The organism is Halanaerobacter jeridensis (assembly GCF_016908315.1).
GTDB classification, from domain to species: Bacteria; Bacillota; Halanaerobiia; order Halobacteroidales; family Halobacteroidaceae; genus Halanaerobacter; species Halanaerobacter jeridensis.
Genome location: NZ_JAFBDQ010000004.1, coordinates 1 through 22,707 on the forward strand (window position 1 = coordinate 1; position 22,707 = coordinate 22,707).

Annotated in this window: 22 protein-coding genes and 5 tRNA genes; all 27 read left to right on the plus strand. The window is 32.6% G+C overall.

From position 1 onward, the window contains the following. A partial coding sequence (locus JOC47_RS04365; RefSeq protein ID WP_204700772.1) for an SSO2105 N-terminal domain-containing protein occupies positions 1-1,443 on the plus strand: 1,443 nt, incomplete at its 5' end. A 258-nt stretch (positions 1,444-1,701) separates the two neighbouring features. Then, positions 1,702-4,326 carry an alanine--tRNA ligase gene (gene alaS, locus JOC47_RS04370; RefSeq protein ID WP_204700773.1) on the plus strand — a complete coding sequence of 875 codons (2,625 nt, stop codon included), beginning with the start codon at positions 1,702-1,704 and terminating at the stop codon, positions 4,324-4,326. 78 nt (positions 4,327-4,404) lie between these two features. Next, positions 4,405-4,650 carry an IreB family regulatory phosphoprotein gene (locus tag JOC47_RS04375; protein WP_204700774.1) on the plus strand — a complete coding sequence of 82 codons (246 nt, stop codon included), beginning with the start codon at positions 4,405-4,407 and terminating at the stop codon, positions 4,648-4,650. 14 nt (positions 4,651-4,664) lie between these two features. Then, positions 4,665-6,878: a hypothetical protein gene (locus JOC47_RS04380; RefSeq protein WP_204700775.1), complete on the plus strand. Its 2,214-nt coding sequence runs from the start codon at positions 4,665-4,667 to the stop codon at positions 6,876-6,878. Continuing rightward, positions 6,871-8,136 carry a cell division FtsA domain-containing protein gene (locus JOC47_RS04385; RefSeq protein WP_204700776.1) on the plus strand — a complete coding sequence of 422 codons (1,266 nt, stop codon included), beginning with the start codon at positions 6,871-6,873 and terminating at the stop codon, positions 8,134-8,136. Before JOC47_RS04380 ends, JOC47_RS04385 begins: the two co-directional genes overlap by 8 nt. 16 nt (positions 8,137-8,152) lie before the next feature. Further along, entirely contained in the window at positions 8,153-9,652 is a 1,500-nt protein-coding gene (locus tag JOC47_RS04390) for a baseplate J/gp47 family protein (protein ID WP_204700777.1), read from the plus strand. A gap of 7 nt (positions 9,653-9,659) precedes the next feature. Further along, positions 9,660-10,070: a Holliday junction resolvase RuvX gene (gene ruvX, locus JOC47_RS04395; RefSeq protein ID WP_204700778.1), complete on the plus strand. Its 411-nt coding sequence runs from the start codon at positions 9,660-9,662 to the stop codon at positions 10,068-10,070. A 66-nt stretch (positions 10,071-10,136) separates the two neighbouring features. Beyond that, on the plus strand, positions 10,137-10,421 hold the full coding sequence (locus tag JOC47_RS04400; RefSeq protein WP_204700779.1) for a DUF1292 domain-containing protein: 285 nt from the start codon (positions 10,137-10,139) through the stop codon (positions 10,419-10,421). A 105-nt stretch (positions 10,422-10,526) separates the two neighbouring features. After that, entirely contained in the window at positions 10,527-10,826 is a 300-nt protein-coding gene (locus JOC47_RS04405; protein WP_204700780.1) for a DUF4258 domain-containing protein, read from the plus strand. A gap of 106 nt (positions 10,827-10,932) precedes the next feature. Further along, on the plus strand, positions 10,933-11,961 hold the full coding sequence (gene mltG, locus JOC47_RS04410) for an endolytic transglycosylase MltG (protein WP_204700781.1): 1,029 nt from the start codon (positions 10,933-10,935) through the stop codon (positions 11,959-11,961). Positions 11,962-11,972: 11 nt separating this feature from the next. Continuing rightward, positions 11,973-12,617 carry a class I SAM-dependent methyltransferase gene (locus JOC47_RS04415; protein ID WP_204700782.1) on the plus strand — a complete coding sequence of 215 codons (645 nt, stop codon included), beginning with the start codon at positions 11,973-11,975 and terminating at the stop codon, positions 12,615-12,617. Then, entirely contained in the window at positions 12,617-13,849 is a 1,233-nt protein-coding gene (locus tag JOC47_RS04420; RefSeq protein WP_204700783.1) for a peptidase U32 family protein, read from the plus strand. The genes JOC47_RS04415 and JOC47_RS04420 overlap by 1 nt, the downstream gene beginning before the upstream one ends. Further along, positions 13,849-14,484 carry a uridine kinase gene (gene udk, locus JOC47_RS04425; RefSeq protein ID WP_204700784.1) on the plus strand — a complete coding sequence of 212 codons (636 nt, stop codon included), beginning with the start codon at positions 13,849-13,851 and terminating at the stop codon, positions 14,482-14,484. The genes JOC47_RS04420 and udk overlap by 1 nt, the downstream gene beginning before the upstream one ends. Next, positions 14,477-14,713, plus strand: coding sequence for a DUF4911 domain-containing protein (locus JOC47_RS04430; RefSeq protein ID WP_204700785.1), 237 nt, complete (start codon positions 14,477-14,479; stop codon positions 14,711-14,713). Before udk ends, JOC47_RS04430 begins: the two co-directional genes overlap by 8 nt. Positions 14,714-14,793: 80 nt before the next feature. Next, complete coding sequence (sigK, locus tag JOC47_RS04435) at positions 14,794-15,492, plus strand: RNA polymerase sporulation sigma factor SigK (protein WP_204701056.1); 699 nt, start codon at positions 14,794-14,796, stop codon at positions 15,490-15,492. A 271-nt stretch (positions 15,493-15,763) separates the two neighbouring features. Next, a complete protein-coding gene (locus JOC47_RS04440; protein WP_204700786.1) occupies positions 15,764-15,964 on the plus strand; it encodes a hypothetical protein in 201 nt (66 codons plus the stop codon). A gap of 164 nt (positions 15,965-16,128) precedes the next feature. After that, positions 16,129-17,316: a quaternary amine ABC transporter ATP-binding protein gene (locus tag JOC47_RS04445; RefSeq protein ID WP_204700787.1), complete on the plus strand. Its 1,188-nt coding sequence runs from the start codon at positions 16,129-16,131 to the stop codon at positions 17,314-17,316. Between the two features lie 24 nt (positions 17,317-17,340). Then, on the plus strand, positions 17,341-18,318 hold the full coding sequence (locus JOC47_RS04450) for an ABC transporter substrate-binding protein (RefSeq protein WP_204700788.1): 978 nt from the start codon (positions 17,341-17,343) through the stop codon (positions 18,316-18,318). 81 nt (positions 18,319-18,399) lie between these two features. Continuing rightward, complete coding sequence (locus JOC47_RS04455; protein WP_204700789.1) at positions 18,400-19,239, plus strand: ABC transporter permease; 840 nt, start codon at positions 18,400-18,402, stop codon at positions 19,237-19,239. A 34-nt stretch (positions 19,240-19,273) separates the two neighbouring features. Next, the gene (locus JOC47_RS04460) at positions 19,274-20,197 is read left to right on the plus strand and encodes a glycine betaine ABC transporter substrate-binding protein (RefSeq protein WP_338035317.1); all 924 of its coding nucleotides are present in this window, start codon (positions 19,274-19,276) and stop codon (positions 20,195-20,197) included. Between the two features lie 117 nt (positions 20,198-20,314). Then, positions 20,315-20,390 (plus strand) — tRNA-Gly (locus tag JOC47_RS04465). A 9-nt stretch (positions 20,391-20,399) separates the two neighbouring features. Further along, positions 20,400-20,475 (plus strand) — tRNA-Lys (locus tag JOC47_RS04470). A gap of 12 nt (positions 20,476-20,487) precedes the next feature. Further along, a tRNA-Cys gene (locus tag JOC47_RS04475) sits at positions 20,488-20,563 on the plus strand. A gap of 7 nt (positions 20,564-20,570) precedes the next feature. Next, positions 20,571-20,659, plus strand: a tRNA-Leu gene (locus tag JOC47_RS04480). A gap of 143 nt (positions 20,660-20,802) precedes the next feature. Then, a tRNA-Val gene (locus JOC47_RS04485) sits at positions 20,803-20,878 on the plus strand. A 225-nt stretch (positions 20,879-21,103) separates the two neighbouring features. Next, positions 21,104-21,712 carry a type IV toxin-antitoxin system AbiEi family antitoxin domain-containing protein gene (locus JOC47_RS04490; RefSeq protein ID WP_204700790.1) on the plus strand — a complete coding sequence of 203 codons (609 nt, stop codon included), beginning with the start codon at positions 21,104-21,106 and terminating at the stop codon, positions 21,710-21,712. Further along, entirely contained in the window at positions 21,709-22,617 is a 909-nt protein-coding gene (locus JOC47_RS04495) for a nucleotidyl transferase AbiEii/AbiGii toxin family protein (RefSeq protein WP_338035318.1), read from the plus strand. Before JOC47_RS04490 ends, JOC47_RS04495 begins: the two co-directional genes overlap by 4 nt. Positions 22,618-22,707: the final 90 nt, after the last annotated feature.

Below are 22,707 nucleotides of genomic sequence, written 5' to 3' on the forward strand. Positions count from 1 at the left end.
CTTGATAACCTTATGCTTAGATTTTCTTCAGCAATCAGATTTGCTTTTAATCGTAGAAAGCCTGATGCTTATGATCCAATGAATAAAGGGGATTTAGAGAAATTACTACAGAGTAAATATAAACTTAACTCTAGATATGCGAAAGATGCAGTTATGAAAGCAGATAACATTATATCTTCGCAAAAGGAATTAGTAAAAGAATATCACAATAATTATAAATCTAAGGTTAAACAGGTTAAGCAGGAATTAAAAAGAGCAAAATGCAAACAAAAAATCCATGCTTTAAAAACAAAGCTGGATAAATATCAGCGAAAGTTAGAAGAATATAAAAAACATTTAGATGAAGGTACTATTCCTAAAGTTATTTTTGGTGGTAAAGAAAATTATAAAGCTAGGTGTGAAGGTAAGATTTCTAATCAAGAATGGAAAGAACTTCGTAACAATAAATTCTGTTCTCGCGGAGATAAGACTAAAAAAGGTAATCTCAATACGCGAATTGTTTTAGATAAAGAGGATAACATCTTTTTAAGGATTAATACTAGTGTCAAAAAGACTAATAGTAGATATGAGTATATTAAACTCCCTCTTTATTTACCGCAAAAAGAGAATTTAGAGGGTGAAATTAACGGTAGAGATTATAAAAGTATGGTCTTAGAAGCTGTTAACAAAGAGAAACCGTATTATGTAGAAGTTATTCGTAAGGATAATCAATATTATGCTCATATAACTATTGAAGAGAAAACGCCAGAAATTAAATCTGCTAATCCTGAACAAGTAGGAATTATAGGAATAGACACTAACCCAGATGGTTTTGCTTTAACTTGTCTTGACCAAGAAGGTAATTATAAATGGCATAAATGTATAACCAATCCTGAATTAACTTCTGCTAAAGGTAATAGGCGGACTAATCTTTGTGGTGAATTAGCAAAAGAAGTAGTTGAATTTATTAAAAATAAAGGATATTCAGTAGCAATTGAAGATTTGGAATTTAAACGCAACAGGTATGGAAATAAGAAATTTGAGAGGATTTCGCATCAATTTGTATATAGGAAATTGTTAACTTTTTTAGAGAGGGGATGTAAACGTGAAGGAATAGAAGTTATTAAAGTTAACCCTGCCTTTACTAGCATCATTGGCAAATATAAATACCAGCATCAGTTTGGGATAAGTGTTCATAATTCTGCTGCATTAGTAATTGGCAGAAGGGCTTTAGGTTTTAATGAACGAATTCCAAAACAATTAATCCAAGTTATGAGTAGTTATTTAAACAGAGTTAAACTCACGAATTTTATTTCTAGTTCCCAATGGTCTAAATGGGGTAAGATTGATTATTTAATTAAAACTTTGATTAAAACTATTAAAAAGGAAGGTGGTGAAAATCCTGCTTATAGCAAGGACTATGCATATTCTAGATACAGGAAAAGATTGTTGGAAATTGCTTAATAATTATAACTTGATTAAAAGAATCAATTTTCCAATAGTTTAGATAGGGCAAAGCACCACATAGAGAAAGGACTTTGCCTAGAATGTAAAATTCAGGGACGGGTAACACCTGTATCTTTCTAGTACCTTGATATTGTAAATATTAAGGGCAGTAGGGAAGATTATAATCAAACGATTATACCTAACACGATCTAATCCTGTATGATTGTGGTCTATGTATAGTTTTGCATAGGTTTTTATAAGCAGGCTCAGAAAAAGATGAATAGTAGTGAAATTAGACAACATTTTTTAGATTTTTTTGCAAGTAAAGATCATAAAATTTTACCTAGTGCTCCGTTAGTTCCGCAAGATGATCCTACTTTATTATGGATTAATGCTGGCATGGCTCCTTTTAAGAAATATTTTGATGGCAGTGCAACTCCGCCTAAAAGAAGAATTGCTACTTCTCAGAAGTGTATTAGGACTAATGATATTGAGAATGTAGGAAAGACGGCCCGCCATCAAACATTTTTTGAAATGTTAGGAAATTTCTCTTTTGGAGATTATTTTAAAGAAGAGGCGATTAGATGGGGCTATGAATTTTTAAAAGATGAATTAGGTTTAGATGAGAGTAAGTTTTGGATTTCTATTTATAAAGATGATGACGAGGCTTTTAAAATTTGGCATGAAAAAATAGGAGTTCCTAAAGATAGAATAGTTAGAATGGGGAAAGATGAGAACTTTTGGGAAATAGGAACTGGCCCGTGTGGACCTTGTTCTGAAATTCATTATGATCGGGGTATAGAATATGGCTGTGATGAAGGTTGTGAATTAGGCTGCGAATGTGACCGTTATCTAGAAGTTTGGAATCTTGTCTTTACTCAATATAATAAGACTGAAGATGGAGAATACTTAGATTTGCCACAAAAGAATATTGATACAGGAGTTGGCTTAGAACGTTTAGCATCATTATTACAGGATGTAGAAAGTAATTTTGAAACTGATTTATTTCAGCCTTTAATTAACTATATTACAGATAATTGTGATGTAGAGTATGGAGCTGAAGAGCAGGCAGATATAGCAGTGAAAGTAATTGCTGACCATATTAGAAGTGTTACTTTTGCAATTGGAGATGGAGCTTTACCGTCTAATGAGGGCCGTGGTTATGTAGTACGGAGATTATTAAGACGAGCTGTGCGTTATGCTAAAGAATTAGATTTAGAAATTCCTTTCTTGCATACTATTGTACCGCTAGTAGTTGAGGTTATGGGTGAACACTATACTAAATTAGAAGATAAAGAAGAACAGATTAAAAAAATAGTAAAACAAGAAGAAAAACGTTTTCAAAAAACTTTGGCCCAGGGAATGAATATTCTAGAAGATATTATTGCTGAGCTAAAAGAGAAAGATGTAGCAGAAATTCCTGGACAAAAGGTATTTACTTTATATGATACTTATGGATTTCCTAAAGAGTTAACGGCTGAAATTGCTGCTGAACATGGCTTTACGATTGATGAAAGTGGATTTGAATCAGCCATGCAAGAACAGCGCCAGAGAGCTCGAGAAGCTAGAGAAGACCATGATCAAGGTCATAGTGAGTTAGAACTATTTAAAGATATAAAAGATGATGTCGGTGAAGTAGATTTTGTAGGTTATGAGGAATTTGAATTAGAGACTGAGATTAATTCCATTGTGCAAGATGAAGAGGAAGTAGAAAAGATAAGTGAAGGTGATAAAGCAAGAATTGTATTAGATAAGACTCCTTTTTATGCTGAAAGTGGAGGGCAAATAGGAGACCAAGGAATTATTAAGACTGAAACAGGTCAAGCTCAAGTCTTAGATACAGTTGAAATTGCTGAATTAACAGTGCATGAAGTAGAAGTAACTGGGGGTCAAATCAAAGTAGCTTCTAAAGTTATAGCTGAGATTAATGATCGGTTAAGAAAGGCTACAGCTAAAAATCATACGGCAACTCACCTTCTACATCAAGCGTTAAAGGACGTATTAGGAGATCATGTCAATCAATCTGGTTCTTCAGTTACTCCTGAACGTTTAAGATTTGATTTTTCTCACTTTGAAGCTGTAACTGAAGAGGAAGTAAGAGAGATCGAAAACAGAATTAATCATCGGGTTCAGGAAAATTTAGAAGTTAATGTAGATTTAATGTCTTTAGATGAGGCAAAAGAAAAAGGAGCAGTAGCGTTATTTGGTGAAAAATATGGTTCACAAGTACGGTTAGTAACTGTAGGTGATTATAGTAGTGAATTGTGTGGGGGGACTCATATTGATGCTACAGGAGAAATTGGCTTATTTAAAATTATAAATGAATCTGGTGTTGCTGCTGGGACGAGAAGAATTGAAGCAGTAACTGGACAGTCAGCTTTAAATTATGTGCAACAGCGTGAAGATTTAATTTCTGAAGCTGCTGCTAAATTAAAAGGTACGCCCGATGAGTTATTAGATAAAATTGATAATCTACAAGAAGAGGTTAAAGATTTAGAGAAAGAAATTACTAGTTTGAAAGATAAACTTGCTGCTGCTCAAACTAATGATTTGATTGGTGATACAGAAGAGATTAATGGAGTTAATGTTATTTTAGATAGTGTTGAAGATTTAGATGCTGAAGGCTTAAGAAAAATGGGAGATAATCTTGCTAATCAACTTGATTCAGGAATTGTCATCCTAGGTTCTAAGTTGCCTAATAAAGTGCTATTTGTAGCTAAAGTTACTGCTGATTTAGTAGATGAAGGTTATCAAGCTGGTAGTATTATTTCTGAAGTTGCTCAAGTAGCTGGTGGTGGCGGCGGAGGTCGTCCTGATATGGCCCAAGCTGGTGGTAGTAAACCTGAGAAATTATCTGCTGCTTTAGATAAAGCAAAAGAAGTAATTGCTGAAGTTGAATAAGATTTAATACAGGAAAATAATTGCGTATAAAGAATAAATAAATTAGGAAGACTACTATTGAAAATCGAGGTGACGCCAATGAGTGATAAAACAATGATGTTTAAACTTGATAAGGAAGAAGAAAGTGAAATTTCTGAAGTCTTGCAAGAGGTTTATGAGGCTTTAGAAGATAAAGGCTATAATCCAATTGATCAAATTGTAGGTTATATTTTATCTGGAGATCCTACTTATATTACTAGCCATAAGGATGCACGAAGTAAGATTAGGCAATTTGAAGTCGATGAGATGGTTGAAGAGTTAGTTCGAAGTTATTTAGACAAATAGCTTGGAGTGATGTAATGAAAAAGAGAGTCTTCCTAATAGTATTGCTGTTAATTATTGTTTGGGCTGGCAGGATAGTAGCTGCTAATAAGGTAGTATTATTTATTGTTGATGGAGTTAGCTGGCAGGAATGGCAAAAGGTTGAGGCTCCTCATTTAAGACAATTAATGTCAGAGGGAGCTGTAGGATTGATGAATGCTAAAACTGCAGACCATTTAGAACCAGTAGATACCTATTTAACTATTGCTAGTGGTGACCGAGCTTGTGGGAGTTCGGTCGGAAAACATAGTTTTAATCGCTACGAAAAATGGCAGAATAGTGCAGTTGAAGACATTTATCACCGCCGCATAGGGCAGTTAGATGACTCAGCTGCAATTGTAAATCTTAGTTTAGCCCAACTAAAACGGGCCAATCGTTATAGTTCTTATCAGGCTCAAGTAGGTAACTTAGGTACTGTTTTGGCTCGACATAATTTAAAAATAGCTGTGTTAGGTAATGCGGATACTGGCAGCAGTTACCGACGTCAAGTAGCATTACTTGGGATAAATAAATATGGAGTGATTAAACAGGGGGATATTGGCCACCAAAGTAATTTATTGGTGAGCCGATATCCTTCTTTGTATTTAACAAACAAAAGTTATATAGTTGCTAAGTTTAAAGAGTATTTGAACAATAATGATTTAATAATTGTAGAATCTGGTACTACTTCTCGAATAGAAGCAGTCAAGAACAAGTTACTGCCTGATAGGTTTAGTCAAGCAAAAGAGAAATCAATTACTAGAGTAGATAAGCTGTTAGGAGAGATTAAAGCTGAACTTGACTTAACTAAGAACTACTTAATTGTCCTAGTGCCTACGCCAGCTAAAAAATATATGCAGCAGGGATACAAATTGAGTTGGACTTTGGTTGCTGGTCCTAATATTAAAGCTGGATTGCTTTCTTCTGGAACTACTAAGCAATTAGGGTTAATGACTAATTTAGATATTTTACCAAGCATTTATAATTATTTGCTAACTGAACCTCAATTGCAGTTTACAGGCCAACCTATAATCACTACTGCTACTGCTAATAAAATCCATTATTTAAATAGATTAGAGCAAAAGATACAAACTATTTTTTCTTGGCGACCGTTAGTAGTTAAAGAGTTTATTGCTTTACAGATTATAATTTTAGTTTTAGTTGCTCTAAGTTTAATTTTTAAAAGCAGAAGACAAATAGTTCAAAACTTCTTACTTTATACAATTTTGCTTATTAATTGGTTACCGTTGTTTTTTCTTTTCTCTAAATTCTTCACTCATTTTTCTCTTTTTTTCACTCACTTGTTATGGATTAGTGGTAGTTTAATTGGTGTTAGTTTAAGTTTTAAATTATTTAGTAAAAAAAGTCTATTAGCTATAATTTTGCCTAATATTTTAACTGCTGGAATATTAATTATTGACTTATGGAGCGGGGGTAACTTATTAAAAGTATCTATTTTAGGTTATTCTCCAGTTATTGGAGCTCGGTACTATGGTTTGGGTAATGAATATATGGGGCTCTTAATTGGTATAACTATAGTACTGTTGACCCTGTTTTTTGAATTAAGAAAAAAAGTTAATAATAAAATACTAATTGGCGTATCTTTAATATTAATCGTAACTATTGCTGCTCCTGACTTAGGAGCAAATTTTGGGGGACTTCTTGCTTCTGTATTTACTGTTTTATTGAGTTATTATTATTTAAATGATTGTAGTTTTAAGCTTAAAACTATAATTAAAATTTTCTGTGGAGGCGCTATAATTATTTTTAGTATTTTAGTTTTTGATCTTAGCACGGGTGCAAAGAGCCATTTTACTCGTTTATTTTTGCAATTACAGCAGAGTGGTTTGGGAGTTTTAGTAACAGTAATCAAACGAAAGCTAGCTATTAATTTGCGGTTATTAGAATGGACAATTTGGACGAAAGTATTATTAGCTTTTGTGTTTATTCTGGTAGTGTTATTTAAACATCCGCGCGGATTAACTGCTAAACTAATCAGTGAATATCCCTATTTTACAGCAGGATTTAAAGCTTTATTATGGGGGAGTTTGGCTGCAGGAGTAGTTAATGATTCGGGAGTAGTGGTAGTAGCTACTTTATTATTAGTGCCTGTGTTTACTTTAGTATACTTAGTTTTACTACAAATTTATTTTCCAAAAGAAGGAAATAAATATTTAATGTATAATAATGTAAAAGGAGAGGTAGGTGATTAAAATATTATCTATTTTGCGAGATCTATTTACTGGGACTAAAAATAGTGATTATCAATATCGAGTTGCTTTAGATATTGGCACTGAATTTGTCAAAGCTTTAATTGTTAGATTTAATAATGATGAAGTGCGAGAAATAATTGGGTTTGGAAAAGTAAAACAAGATTATTCTAATATGGAAGGCGGAGCAATATCTGATATAGAAGAGGTGATTAAACGTTGTTATGAGGCCATTGAAGAGGCTAAAGCAATGGCTGAAGTAGAAGTTAATGAAGTAGTAATTGGGATTGCAGGGGAATTTGTTAAAGGAGTAGTTAATAAAGTAAGTAAAAAACGAACTATTTCTACGAAGAGGTTGCAGAGAAAAGAAATTGATAATCTAGTTCATCAAGTACAAGAAGAGTCATTAACTACTGCTAAGAAAAAGTTATTAGCAGATATAGGTTTAGAAAATATAAAAGTAGAATTAGTTAACTCTTCTGTGGTAGAAATTAAAATAGATGGCTACAAAGTGAGTAATCCGGAAAAATTTCAGGGTAAGAATTTAGAAGTAACTGTGTTTAATACCTTTGCTCCTTTAGTACATGTGAGCGCATTAGAGACGATTGCTACGCGTTTAGGTTATAGACTGGCAGGTATTATTGCTGAACCCTTTGCAATTGCTAAAAGTATTATGAGTAATGAAGCTTATGAATTTGGGGCTATAGTAATTGATATTGGAGGAGGAACGACGGATATTGCTTTGGTGAGGAATGGAGGAATCGAAGGTACAAAAATGTTCAGTTTAGCGGGACGGAATTTCACAAAAAGTTTGGCCCGGCATTTTAATATTTCTCTTACTCAAGCTGAAGATTTAAAGTTAAAGTACTCGCAAGGAAAGGTTAAAGAAGGTAGAGACCAAATTGATACTACCTTAAAAAACGATATTAAATTATTAGCTGAAGGAATTGAAGTAGCTCTATCTAAATTAGCTAATTCTGAGGCATTACCGCAAAAAATATATTTGTGCGGTGGTGGAAGTTCCTTAGCTAATTTAAAAGAAGGAATTAAAGAACGTGAACTATATGAAGAATTACCTTTTTTTAAAACTCCAGAAATAAACTTATTAACTGCTAGTGATATTAAAGGGATTGAAGATAGAGTTAATTTAAAAGATAGTACTGAAAATGTAACTCCGAAAAGTTTAGCGTTACAGGCAGCTATGGTGCAGTCTAGTCACGAAGGAAATTTCTTAGAAAAACTAGTTTCTAATTTTGTTTAGCTAGGAGAGGGGAAAAATGAAGGAATATAGCAAGATATATATTGACCCGGAAGAATCTTTAAAGTCTTTTTTAGAAAAATTGCAGGGTATAGATGAAGAACAAATAATAATTATAATTCATCAACGTTCTTCTATTTTTATTGGACAGGTTAATATTGAATTAGTTAGAAAGTATGCTAATCGAGCTGAAAAAGAATTAATCTTTATTACTAATATTAAAAAGGTTAAAAATTTATTAGGAGGAGTAGGATTTGAAGTTTATGATAATTTAGAAGAGTTTAAAACAGATAAAGGAGTAGATGAACCTAAAGAAGATTTATTAGTGAGTACTAAATCAGAACAAAACTTCAAACTCAAATCTAAAGGTAATAAATTAGTTAAAGTATTCTTATTTCTGATTTTTTCTGTAATTTTAGGAGCAGGGTATTTTTATTTTACTCTGCCAATAGTTACAATTAAAGTCACTCCGGTTATAAAAGATAAAAAAGTAGTGAGTAATTTTATTGCTGATTTAGAAGAAAAAGAAGTGAATTTTAGAACCCAACAGTTAGCATTAATAAAAAAAGAGATTAAATTAAAGACTACTACTCAAGTAGATGCGACAGGAGAAAAAAGTGTAGGAGTAGAATATGCGACAGGAGTAGTGACATTTATTAATAATACTAAGGAAGAAATTATAATTCCTGCCGGAACAGTTATTGCTACTAGAAATGGTATTAAATATAAAACTTTGGCTCAAGCAGTAGTACCTAAGATAGAGGTTGAGAAAATGATGGGGGTAGTAGTTGGAGCTCAGGCTGGGAAAGAAGAAGTTAATATTCGAGCTATTAATAAGGGGCAGACTGCTAATGTAAGTAGTGGTCGAATTGTGGAATTTGCTGATAAGTCATATGCAGTTAAATTGTTTAATCCAGAAAAAACAACAGGTGGGAAGAATAAATCATTAAAACAAATTACTGCTGGAGATATTAAAAGGGCTTTAAAAAAAGCTAAAAAAGAATTGAAACAGAAAGCTAATCAAGAATTAAAAAAGAAATTTGAAGCAGAGATGATTTATTTTGCTGAACGCCTAAAATTGCAAGGACAAAGGCTACAAGCTCAAAATGAAGCAGGAGATTTAGCTTCTAAAGTCATCATTCATGGAGAAACTAATGCAGTTGCTTTTGCAATTAGGAAATCAGCTCTTAAAGACCTTGCTTTAGCAGACTATAATCAGCAGTTAGGGGTTGAATTTAAATTATACTCTGATAAAATTAAGATTAAAGATATGCAAATAAAAGAGATAACTGATGAAAAGTTAAAGATTAAGGTAATAAGCACAGGGGAAGTAGTTGGGACTTTGAAGCAAGTAGAATTAATTGATGAAATTTTAGGGAAAAAGGTTGCAAATGTCAAAAGTTTATTAGATAATATGAGTGAAGTAGCTAATTATAAAATTAGTCCTAGTAATCAAGTTAATTTACCACAATTTAAATATGGAGTAAAATTAATAGTAGTGGAACCGGTTAAGGAGTGAAATGTTGATGAGAATTATGGGCTTAGATATTGGTGATAAGAAAACTGGGGTAGCATTAAGTGATCCCTTAGAATTAACTGCGCAAGGTAAGACAGTACTTGAATTTGATTCAACTAAAGAACAATTAGAATATATAGAGGGATTAGTTGAACAATATAATGTAGATGAAATAGTGATTGGGCTCCCTAAAAATATGAATGGCTCTTTAGGTCCCCGAGCTAAAAAGGTATTAGGAATTATAGAACAATTAAAAGAAAAAGTTGAGGTTCCAGTTAAAAAGTGGGATGAAAGATTATCAACTAGTGCTGCTGAAAAGACTTTAATCGAAGCAGATATGAGTCGAGCTAAAAGAAAAGATGTAATTGATAAAATGGCTGCAGTTGTAATTTTGCAGAATTATTTAGATAGTAAAAATTAGGATTTTAGATAATAATGTTAAGGTCAATTAAAATTACAATTAATACTTATACTTGAGGTGATTTTAATGGCAGAAAGAGAAGGACAGATTAAAGTAGTTAATGAAGAAGAAGGAATCGTAATTCTAGAAGAACATGATGGTAGCGAAGCAATTTATCAAATTGTAACTGTAGTAGAGTTAGAAGAGATATCTTATCTAATTTTATTACCAGAAGAAGATCATGAGAATGGAGAAGGATATGCTTTAAAGATTACTGAAGATGAGAATGAAGAGCGGATTTATGAACCTGTAGTAGATGAAGATGAATTAGTGAGATTACAGGAAGAACTTGAAGCTCAATATGAAGAATAATTTAATCGGATAGTAAAAATTAGCATTATCCTCCTCCGAAATTTAGTATAGAATTGAGTAAAGAAGTGAATACTGTTAATAAAGAAGACGAGGGAGGGGGTTGAATTGTTATTAAACGAAACCTATCTTGATGATCAGTACTTTAGAATTGAAGGGACAACCCATGCCAAAGAAAGAATGGAAGAACGAGAAATAGATCAAGAGTTAGTAGTGGCCATAATTCTCAGCTTAGAAGACAAGCTATTAGAATATAATGATACGGGAGAAGAAGTTGCAATTATTGACCAAGAACATAACTTGGCTGTAATTATCGAAGTGAGAGAGTTTAAAGCAGTAGTGATTACTGTAATTGATAGGGCAAATATTCATGTAAAAGATGGAACTCTGTTAGAAGAAATTGCTTGATAAAATTCCCTTGGGTTCAGCCTAAGGGAATTTTTTATTATTTGCTTAATCTGATAATTTTAATTATAATAAAGAGAGGAAATTTATTTAGAGGGGATGTAATAAAATGCCAGTGCTTAACGTTGTTAAAAAAATGGTAATTAGTCTCTTGGTACTACTGTTTAGTTTTATATTATTTTATTATGGATTAATGTTGTTACAACCAGCAGGTGAACTTTTAGATGACAAAGTTGAAAAGATCATTCATATTGAGCCTGGCAGTAATATCAATGAGATATCTAATCAACTTAGTAAAAATGATATAATAATTGACCCTCTAGTATTTGAAGTATATGTAAGATTTAAAGGAGTTGCTTCTCAAGTAAAGGCAGGTCATTATCGTTTGAGTTCTATGATGACTTTGCCTCAAATTGTAGATAAATTAGTAACAGGAGAAATGGCTGATTATAAGTTGACTATTCCAGAAGGGGCAACTATAGAAAATATAGCTTATATATTAGAAAAAAAGGGAATTGAAAGAGAAAAGTTTTTAAAGTTGGCGAAAACTAGTGAGCTTAATTTTTTAGATTTAAATGTACAAGCTGAAGAAGATATTCTTTATCAATTAGAAGGTTTTTTATTCCCTAATACCTATCGTATACCTTATGGTAGTTCTGCTAAAGAAGTAATTAAAATTATGCTAAGACAATTTCAGGAACAAATTAAGAGTTTAAAGTCTAAAATTAAAGAGAGTGAGTATTATGTGCAAGAAATAATTACTATTGCTTCTTTAATACAAGCTGAGGGCCAATTAGAAAATGAATTCCCTGTAATTTCAAGTGTGATTCATAATCGTTTAAATCGTGAAATGAAATTACAGATTGATGCTACTATTCAATATATCTTGCCTCAGCGTAAGGCCCGTTTATTATATAGTGATTTGAAAGTTGATTCTCCTTATAATACCTATTTGAATTACGGTTTACCGCCAGGGCCAATTAATAATCCTGGTATAAAAGCAATTAAAGCAGCTTTGCAGCCAGCAGATACAGATTATTTATACTATGTAGCAGTAGGTGGGGGAGAGCATAAGTTTAGCAAAACTTATCGTGAACATTTAAAAATACAAAATAACTTAGATGATAGTTCAAAATGAGGTGACATAGAGTGAGTAATATAGTTCAGGATTGGATTATAGATTATTTGCGTGAAAGTCAAGCGGAAACAAATGAAGAACTGCAGGAAGTTGCCCAGCAGTCCCAGCAGCGTAATTTACCAATTATTGAACCTGAAGTAGGTAATCTATTAAATTTGTTAGTTAAAATTAGTGGAGCAGACAGAATTTTAGAGTTAGGGGCAGCAGTAGGGTATTCTACTTTGTGGTTGGCCCAAGATTTTGATGGGGAAATAGTAACTATTGAGTTAAAAGAAAAAGAAGCTATAGCTGCCCGAGATAATTTTGCTCAATTTGGTTATGATAATATTGAGTTAAAAGAAGGCGATGCTTTAGAAATAATGCCTGAATTAGAAGCTGAATTTGATTTAATATTTATTGATGCTGCTAAAGGGCAGTATTTGAATTATTTAGACGAGAGTTTAAGATTAGTAAAAGATGGAGGATTAATTGTAGCTGATGATGTGTTATTTAAAGGGATGATTGCTGATGATAGATTTTATCATCCTCGTTATAGCACATTGACAAAGCGATTAAAGGAATATGTAGAGCGAGTGATGAATAGTTCTAGACTTGATTCAACTATCATCCCCTTAGGTGATGGAGTTGCAATTAGTAGAAAGAAAGGAGAGCAATAATGGAGTTACCGGAACTTTTAGTCCCAGCAGGGACTTTAGAGAAGTTGAAAGTAGCAGTAATGTATGGAGCAGATGCAGTTTATTTAGGTGGACCTAATTATGGTTTGCGTAAAAAAGCAGGTAATTTTAGTTTAGAGGAAATAGAAGAGGGAGTGGAATTTGCTCATCAGCATGATGTTGATGTTTATGTTACTGTCAATATAATTCCTCATAATCAAGACTTAGAAGGTTTAGATAAATATATAGCTAATTTAGCTGAGACTGGAATTGATGCAGTAATAGTAGCCGATCCAGGTATTTTTGCTATTGTGCAGGAAGTAGCACCTGAATTAGAAATTCATATCAGTACTCAAGCTAATAACACTAATTGGCGTAGTGCGCAATTTTGGCAGCAGCAGGGGGCAGGGCGGATTATTTTGGCCCGCGAGTTATCTCTAGAAGAGATGACTGAAATTAATGAACGAGTTGATGTATCATTGGAGGCATTTGTGCACGGCGCAATGTGTATTTCTTATTCAGGAAGATGCTTATTGAGTAATTATATGATTGATCGCGATTCTAATCGTGGTAATTGTGCTCATTCTTGTCGCTGGCAGTATACATTAATGGAAGAACAGCGTCCAGGAGAATATTATCCTATTGAAGAAGATGAGCGAGGTACTTATATTTTTAATTCTAAAGATTTGTGTATGATTGAACACATTCCAAAGTTGATAGAAACTGGTTTAGATAGTTTAAAGATTGAAGGACGGATGAAGAGTTTACATTATGTTGCAACTGTAACTAATGTTTATCGGCGAGCTTTAGATGAGTATGCTAAAAACCCTGCCAATTATTCTTTTAAAGAAGAATGGCTAGCAGAATTGAAGAAGATTAGTCACCGTCATTATACAACTGGTTTTTATTTTGGAGCGCCAGGAGGTAGTGAACAGAACTATGAGACTTCAGGGTATTCTCGCCAGTATGACTTTATGGGAGTAGTCCATGATTATAATGCTGAGACTAAAGAAGCAGTGATTGAAGTGCGGAATAAGTTCTTCCAAGGGGATCAGGTTGAGATTTTTGGCCCTGAAACTGATACTTTTGAACAGGAGATTGAATCGATGGTTAATGAGGATGGTTTAACCATTACAGAAGCTCCCCATCCCAAGCAGTTAATTACGGTTAAAGTAAAAGAAGCAGTTAATAAATATGATTTAGTAAGACGAGAAAAAGGAAGGGAGAATAACTAATGAGTGCACCAGTTTTGATAGGAATTGCTGGAGGAACTGGATCAGGAAAAACTACAGTGGCAAAAACAATTATGGAACAATTAGATAGAGAAAATATTGCCTTGATTCAGCAAGATTCTTACTATAAAGATCAGAGTCATTTAGAGTTTGAAGAAAGAAAAAAGACCAACTATGATCATCCTTTTGCTTTTGATACTGAGCTATTAATAGATCACTTGCAAAAGTTATTAGACAATCAAGCAGTAGAAAAACCAGTCTATAGTTTTACTCGACATACTAGAACTGATGAAACTATAACTGTTGAACCACGCGAAGTAATTATTTTAGAAGGAATTTTAGTTTTAGATAATGAAAAATTAAGAGATTTATTAGATATTAAGTTATTTGTTCAAACTGATAATGATGTACGATTTATTCGCCGCTTACAGAGAGATATGAAAGAACGTGGAAGAACAGTAGATTCAGTAATTGAGCAGTATTTAGAAATGGTACGTCCAATGCACCAGCAATTTGTTGAACCAAGTAAAAAGTATGCTGATGTAATTATACCCGAAGGTGGACATAATAAAGTAGCAATGGATATTTTAGTTACTAAAATCAAAACTTTAATTGAGGAGTTAAATGAAAATGGATAATACATCTATTATTGAAGTAGAAGTTACGAAAGAAGATGGGCAGTTAACTTTTGCTAATAATGTATTAAAAGCTTATGAAGGATTTGCTACTGTTACAGTAGTAGGTACAGAGGGGGAAATGGGAAAATTGAAATTACGAGTAACTCCTGGCACAAAGCCTGAAGTATTAAAGATAGTTAGAGATTTAGAAGAAAAATTAGATTTAAAAATAATAAAAATTGAAGAATAATTTACTTTGGACAGGCACAATTAGCGACCATTTTTCATATAAATGAAAGTAGAGGTGTTTTATCGGGAGGTGGTCAGTTGATGGTGCCTGTTTTTTTAGTTGAGTTAGGAGCAAAATTAGTTGATAGTTTAATGACCTTAATTTCATATATTTCAAGTGGAACAGTCTTCCCCCAACCATTATCTAAAGAAGAAAAAGAGAAGTATTTAGAGCGTTTAAATAATGGAGATGAAGAAGCAAAACGAATTTTAATTGAGCATAATATGAGGTTAGTAGCTCATATTGTGAAGAAATATGAAAATACTGGTGTGGACCCTGAAGATTTAATTTCAATTGGTTCTATTGGGTTGATTAAAGCAATTGAAACTTTTGATGTTAATAAAAAAGCACGATTAACCACTTATGCTGCGCGCTGTATTGAAAATGAAATTTTAATGCATTTAAGAAAGATAAAACGAAAAAAAGAAGAAAAATCTTTGTATGAACCTATTGGTGCAGATAAAGAAGGTAATGAAATAACCTTAATTGATATTTTGGGAACTGCTATTAATGAGATTAATGACCAGGTAGAATTAACTCTGGAATCAGAAAAATTATATAAAAAGTTAGAGGAATTAAATTATCGCGAAAAGAAAGTATTAGAAATGAGATATGGGCTCAGAGATGGCAAGAAAAGAACACAAAAACAGATTGCCCGTCGTTTAGGTATTTCTCGCTCTTATGTTTCAAGGATAGAAAAAAAAGCAGTTGAGAATCTATGCAGTAAATTTAAGAATTAGTGATGAGTAAACAGTGATGAGTAAACAGTGATGAGTAAACAGTAAAGAGAAATGAGTAAAGAGTAAGAAGTAAGAGGCTTGGCATTGCCAAGCCTGTGTAATAACAAATAAGAATAAATGCCAATGGTAGATTATGAATGATGATGTAAGAGTAAGAAGAAAAAAGTGAAAAGGATAAAGGATTAATTATAATTTTTAGGTTTTGAATTTAAGGTTTTAACTGATTACTGATCACTTGTTACTCATTACTATTCTTATGGGGGAGTTGGTTATGAAAGGAAAAATTTTAACGATAAATCGCTATTTAGAAGTAGAAAGTTTAGATTCAATTGATATTTTAAACCAATTAAGATGCTATGTTAGAGAGGCTAAACAGTTAAACCCTCAATTGGAAAATTATCAATTATATGACATTGGATTCATTCCTCATCAGGGATTTGTACTAGTAAAAATCTATTTTTACACCGTATAAATTTGACAAAGCGATTTTATTTATTATAATACTTATAGAAGATAGATAACAAACAAATGTGAAGTATAATGCTTAACAGCGCAAATTTAGGACTTTGGGACGATTTATGAAATTGTTTCTCAAAGTCCTTTTCTATGGATAATAAAAAAGGGGGTAGTTGAAAAGTGGCAAAAATTGAAGTTGAAGGTCTATCCAAGATTTTCGGGCCAAATCCAGAAAAAGCCCTAGATTTAGTTGAAGAAGGTCATGCAAAAGATGAAGTTTTAGAGAAAACGGGGCAAACAGTCGGTGTCAACAATGTTGATTTTGATGTCGACGAGCAAGAGATATTCGTGATCATGGGATTATCTGGTAGTGGTAAATCTACTTTACTTAGATGTTTAAATCGTTTGATTGAGCCAACGGAGGGAACTGTAAAGGTTGATGGAGTAGATATTACTGATTTAGATTCTGAAAAACTACGTAAATTTCGGAGAGAAGAATTTGGAATGGTATTTCAGAATTTCGGACTATTTCCTCACAAAACTGTATTGGAAAATACTGAGTTTGGTTTAGAAATACAAGGGGTTGATGAAGAAACTAGAAAAGCTGCAGCTGAAGATGCATTAGCAAAAGTAGGCTTAGATGGGTGGGAGCAAAAACACCCAGATGAATTAAGTGGTGGAATGCAGCAACGAGTTGGATTAGCAAGAGCATTAGCAGTTGATCCAGAAGTATTATTAATGGATGAGCCATTTAGTGCTTTAGATCCATTAATCAAAAGAGAAATGCAGGATAATTTATTAGACTTGTATGATGAAATGAATAAGACTATTATCTTTATCACTCATGATTTAGATGAGGCATTAAAATTAGGTGATCGAATTGCGATTATGAAGGATGGAGAAATAGTACAAGTTGGAACTCACGAAGATATATTAACTGATGCTGAAAATGATTATGTGCGAGACTTTGTTAAAGATGTTAATCGTAGTCGCTTATTAAATGCTAAAGATGCAATGATTAAACCTCGAGCAATGGTTTATTCAGAGCAAGATGGTCCTCGCGCAGCAATGCATAAAATGAGACACGAAGAAATTTCTAGCATCTTTGTAGTAGGAAAGCATAGACAGTATCAAGGAATAGTTAAAATGGAAGATGTTTTAGAATTAGTTAATAAAGGTAAAGATGACTTGTCTGAAGTTGTAAAGGAAGTACCAACAGCTAGTCCGCAAGAGGATATGGATGAATTGTTTTCTAAAATTGCTAATTTAGATTGTCCATTACCTGTAGTTAATGATAATAATAAATTGATAGGTATTATTGTTAAGAGTTCTGTATTATCTAATTTATCTAGTGAAGAAGTAGTTTAAAAAATAATTCAGGAGGGAAATTAAATGTTTAAAAAGAAGTCTAAAAGTTTATTAGTTGCAGCATTAAGTGTACTTCTAATTTTAACAGTTGTAGGATGCGGAGGACAACAAACAGCAGAACAAAATGAAAGCAGTAAACAAGATAAAAAAATGACTGAAATTAAATTTGGTCATGTTAATTGGCCGGGCGTGACAATGAAGACGCATGTTGCTAAAAATGTACTAGAAAAGTTAGGTTATAAAGTAACAATGGATTCTTATACTCAGCAGGTTCTATTTACTGGAATGGAAAAAGATCAAATTGATGCATTTTTAGGTAATTGGGACCCAACAATGAAAGTTAACTTTAAGCCTTATCAAGAAAAAGGCGTTGTGGAAAATGTAAGAGTTAACTTACCAGAAGCTCTATATCAGACTGCAGTACCAAAGTATGTATGGGAAGCAGGAGTTAAATCAATGGCTGATTTACAAGAACATGCAGATAAATTTGATAATCGAATAGTAGGAATTGAACCAGGGAATGATGGTAATCAAATTATTAAAGATGCTATTGATAACAATACTTATAACTTAAAGGAATGGGAATTAACAACAGGTAGTACTGCTGCAATGTTAGCTGCAGTAGGAAAAGCAACTGCTAATAAAGACTGGATTGCCTTTAATGGTTGGAAGCCGCACTGGATGAATGTGAAATATGATATCAAATATTTAAAAGACCCAGAAGGTATTTGGGGTAGCAATGATGTAGTTTATTCAGTTGCTCGACCAGAGCTAAAAGAAGAGGGTCCTCACTTCTATAAGTTCTTAGAGAATTTTGCAGTAACATCTGATATTCAAAGTGCTTGGATTTTAGAATATCAGAAGAAAGAACGTGACCCAAAGAAAGTAGCAGAAGAATGGATTAATAATAATCCTGATTTAGTTAAAGAATGGGTTAAAGGTATGAAAACTGTTGATGGTAAAGATGCTCAAAAAGTTTTAACAGAGAAGTTAAGTAAGTAGATAATATAATATTGGGGCTACTTTTCAGCCCCAACAGCAGCATATAATTGAGATAAGTTAATAAAAGGAGGCGGTTTTGTAGTGGCAATCATTGATTTTTTAACTCAAAAGATACCGTTAGGAAATGCTGTAGAATGGTTAGTTAATATTATTATTTCTAATTTCGGCGGGGTTTTAGATAGTTTTTCAGCTTTTATTAAAACTTTAATGGATGGTTTAATTGGAATTTTGTCTTTTGGCCATCCGCTATTATTCATTGGAGTATTTGCTTTAATTGCGTGGTTGATTCGTAAGGACATAAAATTAACTATTGGAACTGTTTTAGGATTTCTATTAGTGTTGAATTTAGAAATGTGGGACCCATTGATTGCTACTTTGGCTTCAATTATGACTTCTGTTTTAATTAGTTTAGTAATTGGAATTCCAATGGGTGTTTTGAAATCAAGAAGTAAAATTATTGATATTATTACTCGTCCAATTTTAGACTTTATGCAGACAATTCCTCCTTTTGTGTATTTAATTCCAGCTTTAATGTTCTTTGGTTTAGGAACTGTACCAGGAATTGTAGCGACAGTTGTATTTGCAATTGCTCCACCAATTAGATTAACTTATTTGGGATTAGAACAGGTGGATGAAGAATTAAAAGAGGCAGGACGTGCCTTTGGTTCGACTCCATTCCAAATGTTATTTAAAGTTGAATTGCCTGCAGCAATGCCGTCAATTATGATGGGGATTAACCAGTGTATTATGTTATCTCTATCTATGGTAGTAATTGCTGCTATGATCGGTGCAGGTGGATTAGGAAAACCAGTCCTACGTTCTTTATCTACAGTAGATATAGGGCTTGGATTTGAAGCAGGTTTAGGTGTAGTAATATTAGCAATTACTTTAGATAGATTATTTGGTCGAGAGACTAATTAATTCAATTAATCTAATTTTAAACTAAACCTCGGAGGTGGCTGTTATCAAAAAGATAACAACTTTATTAATTGCTGTTTTATTAGTTTCTTTGTTAGTTGTTGGTTGTGGTAGTAATCAAGCACAAAAATCTACAGAAAAGACAGAAACTGCAGAGAAAAAAGTAGAGAATAAAGAAATTACATTAGGTTATGTGCAGTGGGCTTCTGCTGAAGCATCAACTTATTTAATGCAAGAAGTTTTGGAAAGAGCGGGCTATGATGTTAAACTCATGACGGTGCAAGCAGGGGCTATGTATCAAGGTGTGGCTAAAGGTGATATTGATGCTATGGTTTGTGCTTGGCTACCAAAAACACATAAGTCATACTGGGAAGAGTATGGTGATAAATTAGTAGATTTAGGTGATAATTATAAAGGAGCTAAGATAGGTTTGGTAGTACCTAAATATGTAGAAATTGATAGCATATCTCAACTAAAGAATAATGCTGATAAATTTAATAAAAGAATAGTTGGGATTGACCCTGGAGCAGGTATTATGCAGGTGACTAATAATACAGCAATGGGGAAATATGGTTTGAGTGATTGGAAATTAGTTGGAAGCAGTGGTGCTGCTATGACTGCCAAATTAAAACAGGCAATCAATCAAAAAGAACCAGTTGTAGTAACTGGTTGGACTCCTCATTGGAAGTGGTTTCCTTTTGACCTTAAATTCTTAAAAGATCCTAAAGGAGTTTATGGTAAGCCAGATAGTATCAAAACTTTAGGTCGACCAGGAATTAAAGAAGACTACTCTAAAGCTACTAAAATTTTACAGAAATACAAATTGAATAACCAACAATTAGGTCAATTAATCAAAATGGCGAAAGATGCAAAAGAGCTTGAGAAGGCAGCGGCTAAATATGTTGATCAAAATAAAGAGTTAGTTAATCAATGGCTACCCCAAGATAAACAGTTGAATTAATGTTAAATGCCCGAGGCTTCGGCCTCGGGGTTATTTTGAAAAAAATATTGATTTTTTTCTTGACATAACCCACTGAATAATATATAATTCATAAGTGCCGCGTGAGAGAAAGACCATGCGAAAGTAGCTCAGCTGGTAGAGCGTCTCGTTGCCAACGAGAAGGTCGCGGGTTCGAATCCCGTCTTTCGCTCCAATTAAATGTGGGCCATTAGCTCAGTTGGTAGAGCATCGGACTTTTAATCCGGGTGTCGGAGGTTCAAATCCTCCATGGCTCACCATTAGTTAGTTATGGTGGCATAGCCAAGTTGGTAAGGCGAAGGACTGCAAATCCTTCATGCCCCGGTTCGAGTCCGGGTGCCACCTCCATTTATATGCCGGAGTGGCGGAATTGGCAGACGCATCGGACTTAAAATCCGGTGGGCTTTCATACCCGTGTCGGTTCGAATCCGACCTCCGGCACCATTTTAATTATAATGTAGAATTAACAATTGATAATTGACAATAGAAAAGCAAGAGACCAAACATAAATGGCTTTTGTTGTTTATGTTTTTAATTTTAGGTTTTAATTGTCAATTGTCCATTCTCAATTATCAATTAAATACTAAGGGAATATAGCTCAGTTGGGAGAGCGCTACGTTGACATCGTAGAGGTCAGTGGTTCGAACCCACTTATTCCCACCATTTATTTTGTAGTCCGTTTATTAAGCGGGCTATTTCTTAGTTTTTTGAGATTTACCGATATTGAAGATAAAATTAAAGTTTAAAACTATTTTTAATTTTAAGCAGAGGAGTTTGTGTTTTTTATATTATAATAGTTGTTACAGTTATAGAAATGTGATATAATATTTTGTAAAAAGCTAGGCAAAAATAAAAATTGCCGAGGTTTTTACAAAGAGGGGGGGTATTATGCAAGATAAAAAGCAAAAGATAAAAAGGATTTTTAAGGAAAATGGAGGTTATGCAAGGACTAAAGATATAACTAAGCAAGGAATTCATTCTCATTATCTTTATCAATTAGTAGAAGAAGGAGTAATAGATAAAATTAAACGAGGACTTTATTTTTGGGAGATTGAAGATATAAATTATTTAAAAGATGGTTTTGTAAAAGCTAATCAAATTGTACCCAATGGTGTAATTTGTCTTTTGTCAGCCTTATCGTATTATGATATAACTACTTATAATCATTTTGAATATTATATTGCTATTCACAGAAAAGATTATAAACCTAAGTTGCCGGATTACCCTCCAATCAAGGTTATATATTTTAAAGAAAAACAATTTGAAATTGGTATAAAAGAAATAGAATTAAACAATAAAACTGTTAAAATATATGATCTAGAAAAAACAATTTGTGATTGCTTAAAATTTAAAGATAGGGTTGGAATGGATATAATTAAAGAGGCATTAACTGAATATGTTAAAAGAAGTAATAAGGATATTAATAAGTTGCTAAATTATGCAGAAAAAATTGGAGTTTTTGATATAGCTAAAACATATTTGGAGGTATTAATGTGAATAAAAACAAAATAAAATCAATTAGATCTAGATTATTAAATATAGCTAAAGAAGAACAAATTGATTTTAATCAAATTTTATTACTTTATTTTCATGAAAGATTATTATATAGGTTATCTAATTCAAAGTATAATTCTAATTTTTTTCTTAAAGGCGGGATTTTAATATTATCTACAACTAACTTTAAGCTAAGACCAACTAAAGATATTGATTTTTTAGCAGAAAATATCACAAATGATTTAGAAAAAATAAAAAATGTTTTTAAAAACATTTCTCAAATTCAATTTGAGGATGGAGTAGAATTTGAAACAGATTCTATTCAGGTAGAAAAGATTACAGAAGGTGCTGAATATGAGGGAGTAAGGCTTAATATAATTGCTTATTTAGGGAAAGCTAGAAAGAGGATACAGTTAGATGTTGGTTTTGGAGATGTAATAGTCCCTCAAGCTAAAACTTTGAATTATCCTAGCTTATTAGAGTTTGAAGCTCCTAAAATAAATGCTTATTCTCTTGAATCTATAATTGCTGAAAAGTTTGAGGCAATGCTTAAATTAGGGCAGATTAATAGTAGAATGAAAGATTTTTATGATATTTATATGATTTCCAAATTAAAACAATTTGATGGTAGAGTGTTACAAGAAGCAATTTATGAAACTTTTCAAAAAAGAGGGACATCATTTGAAACTAATCCAATTATATTTAAAGAAAAGTTTGCTGAAGATGAGCAACGAATAAAAATGTGGAATAATTATCTGAAAAGAATTAATCAAGAATCTATTTCATTTCATAATATTATGAATAGATTAAAAACCTTTTTATTTCCAGTTTATAAAGCTGTTATTAATGAAAAAGAATTCTTTAGAAATTGGGATAATCAAAATCAAGAATGGATTAATTATAGTTGATTGAATAAAAGTCTCCACAATTATGAGTGGGGGCTTATTCATACTAAAAAATCTCTACCGACAAATTGCCGACAAAGTCTTTAGGAGATA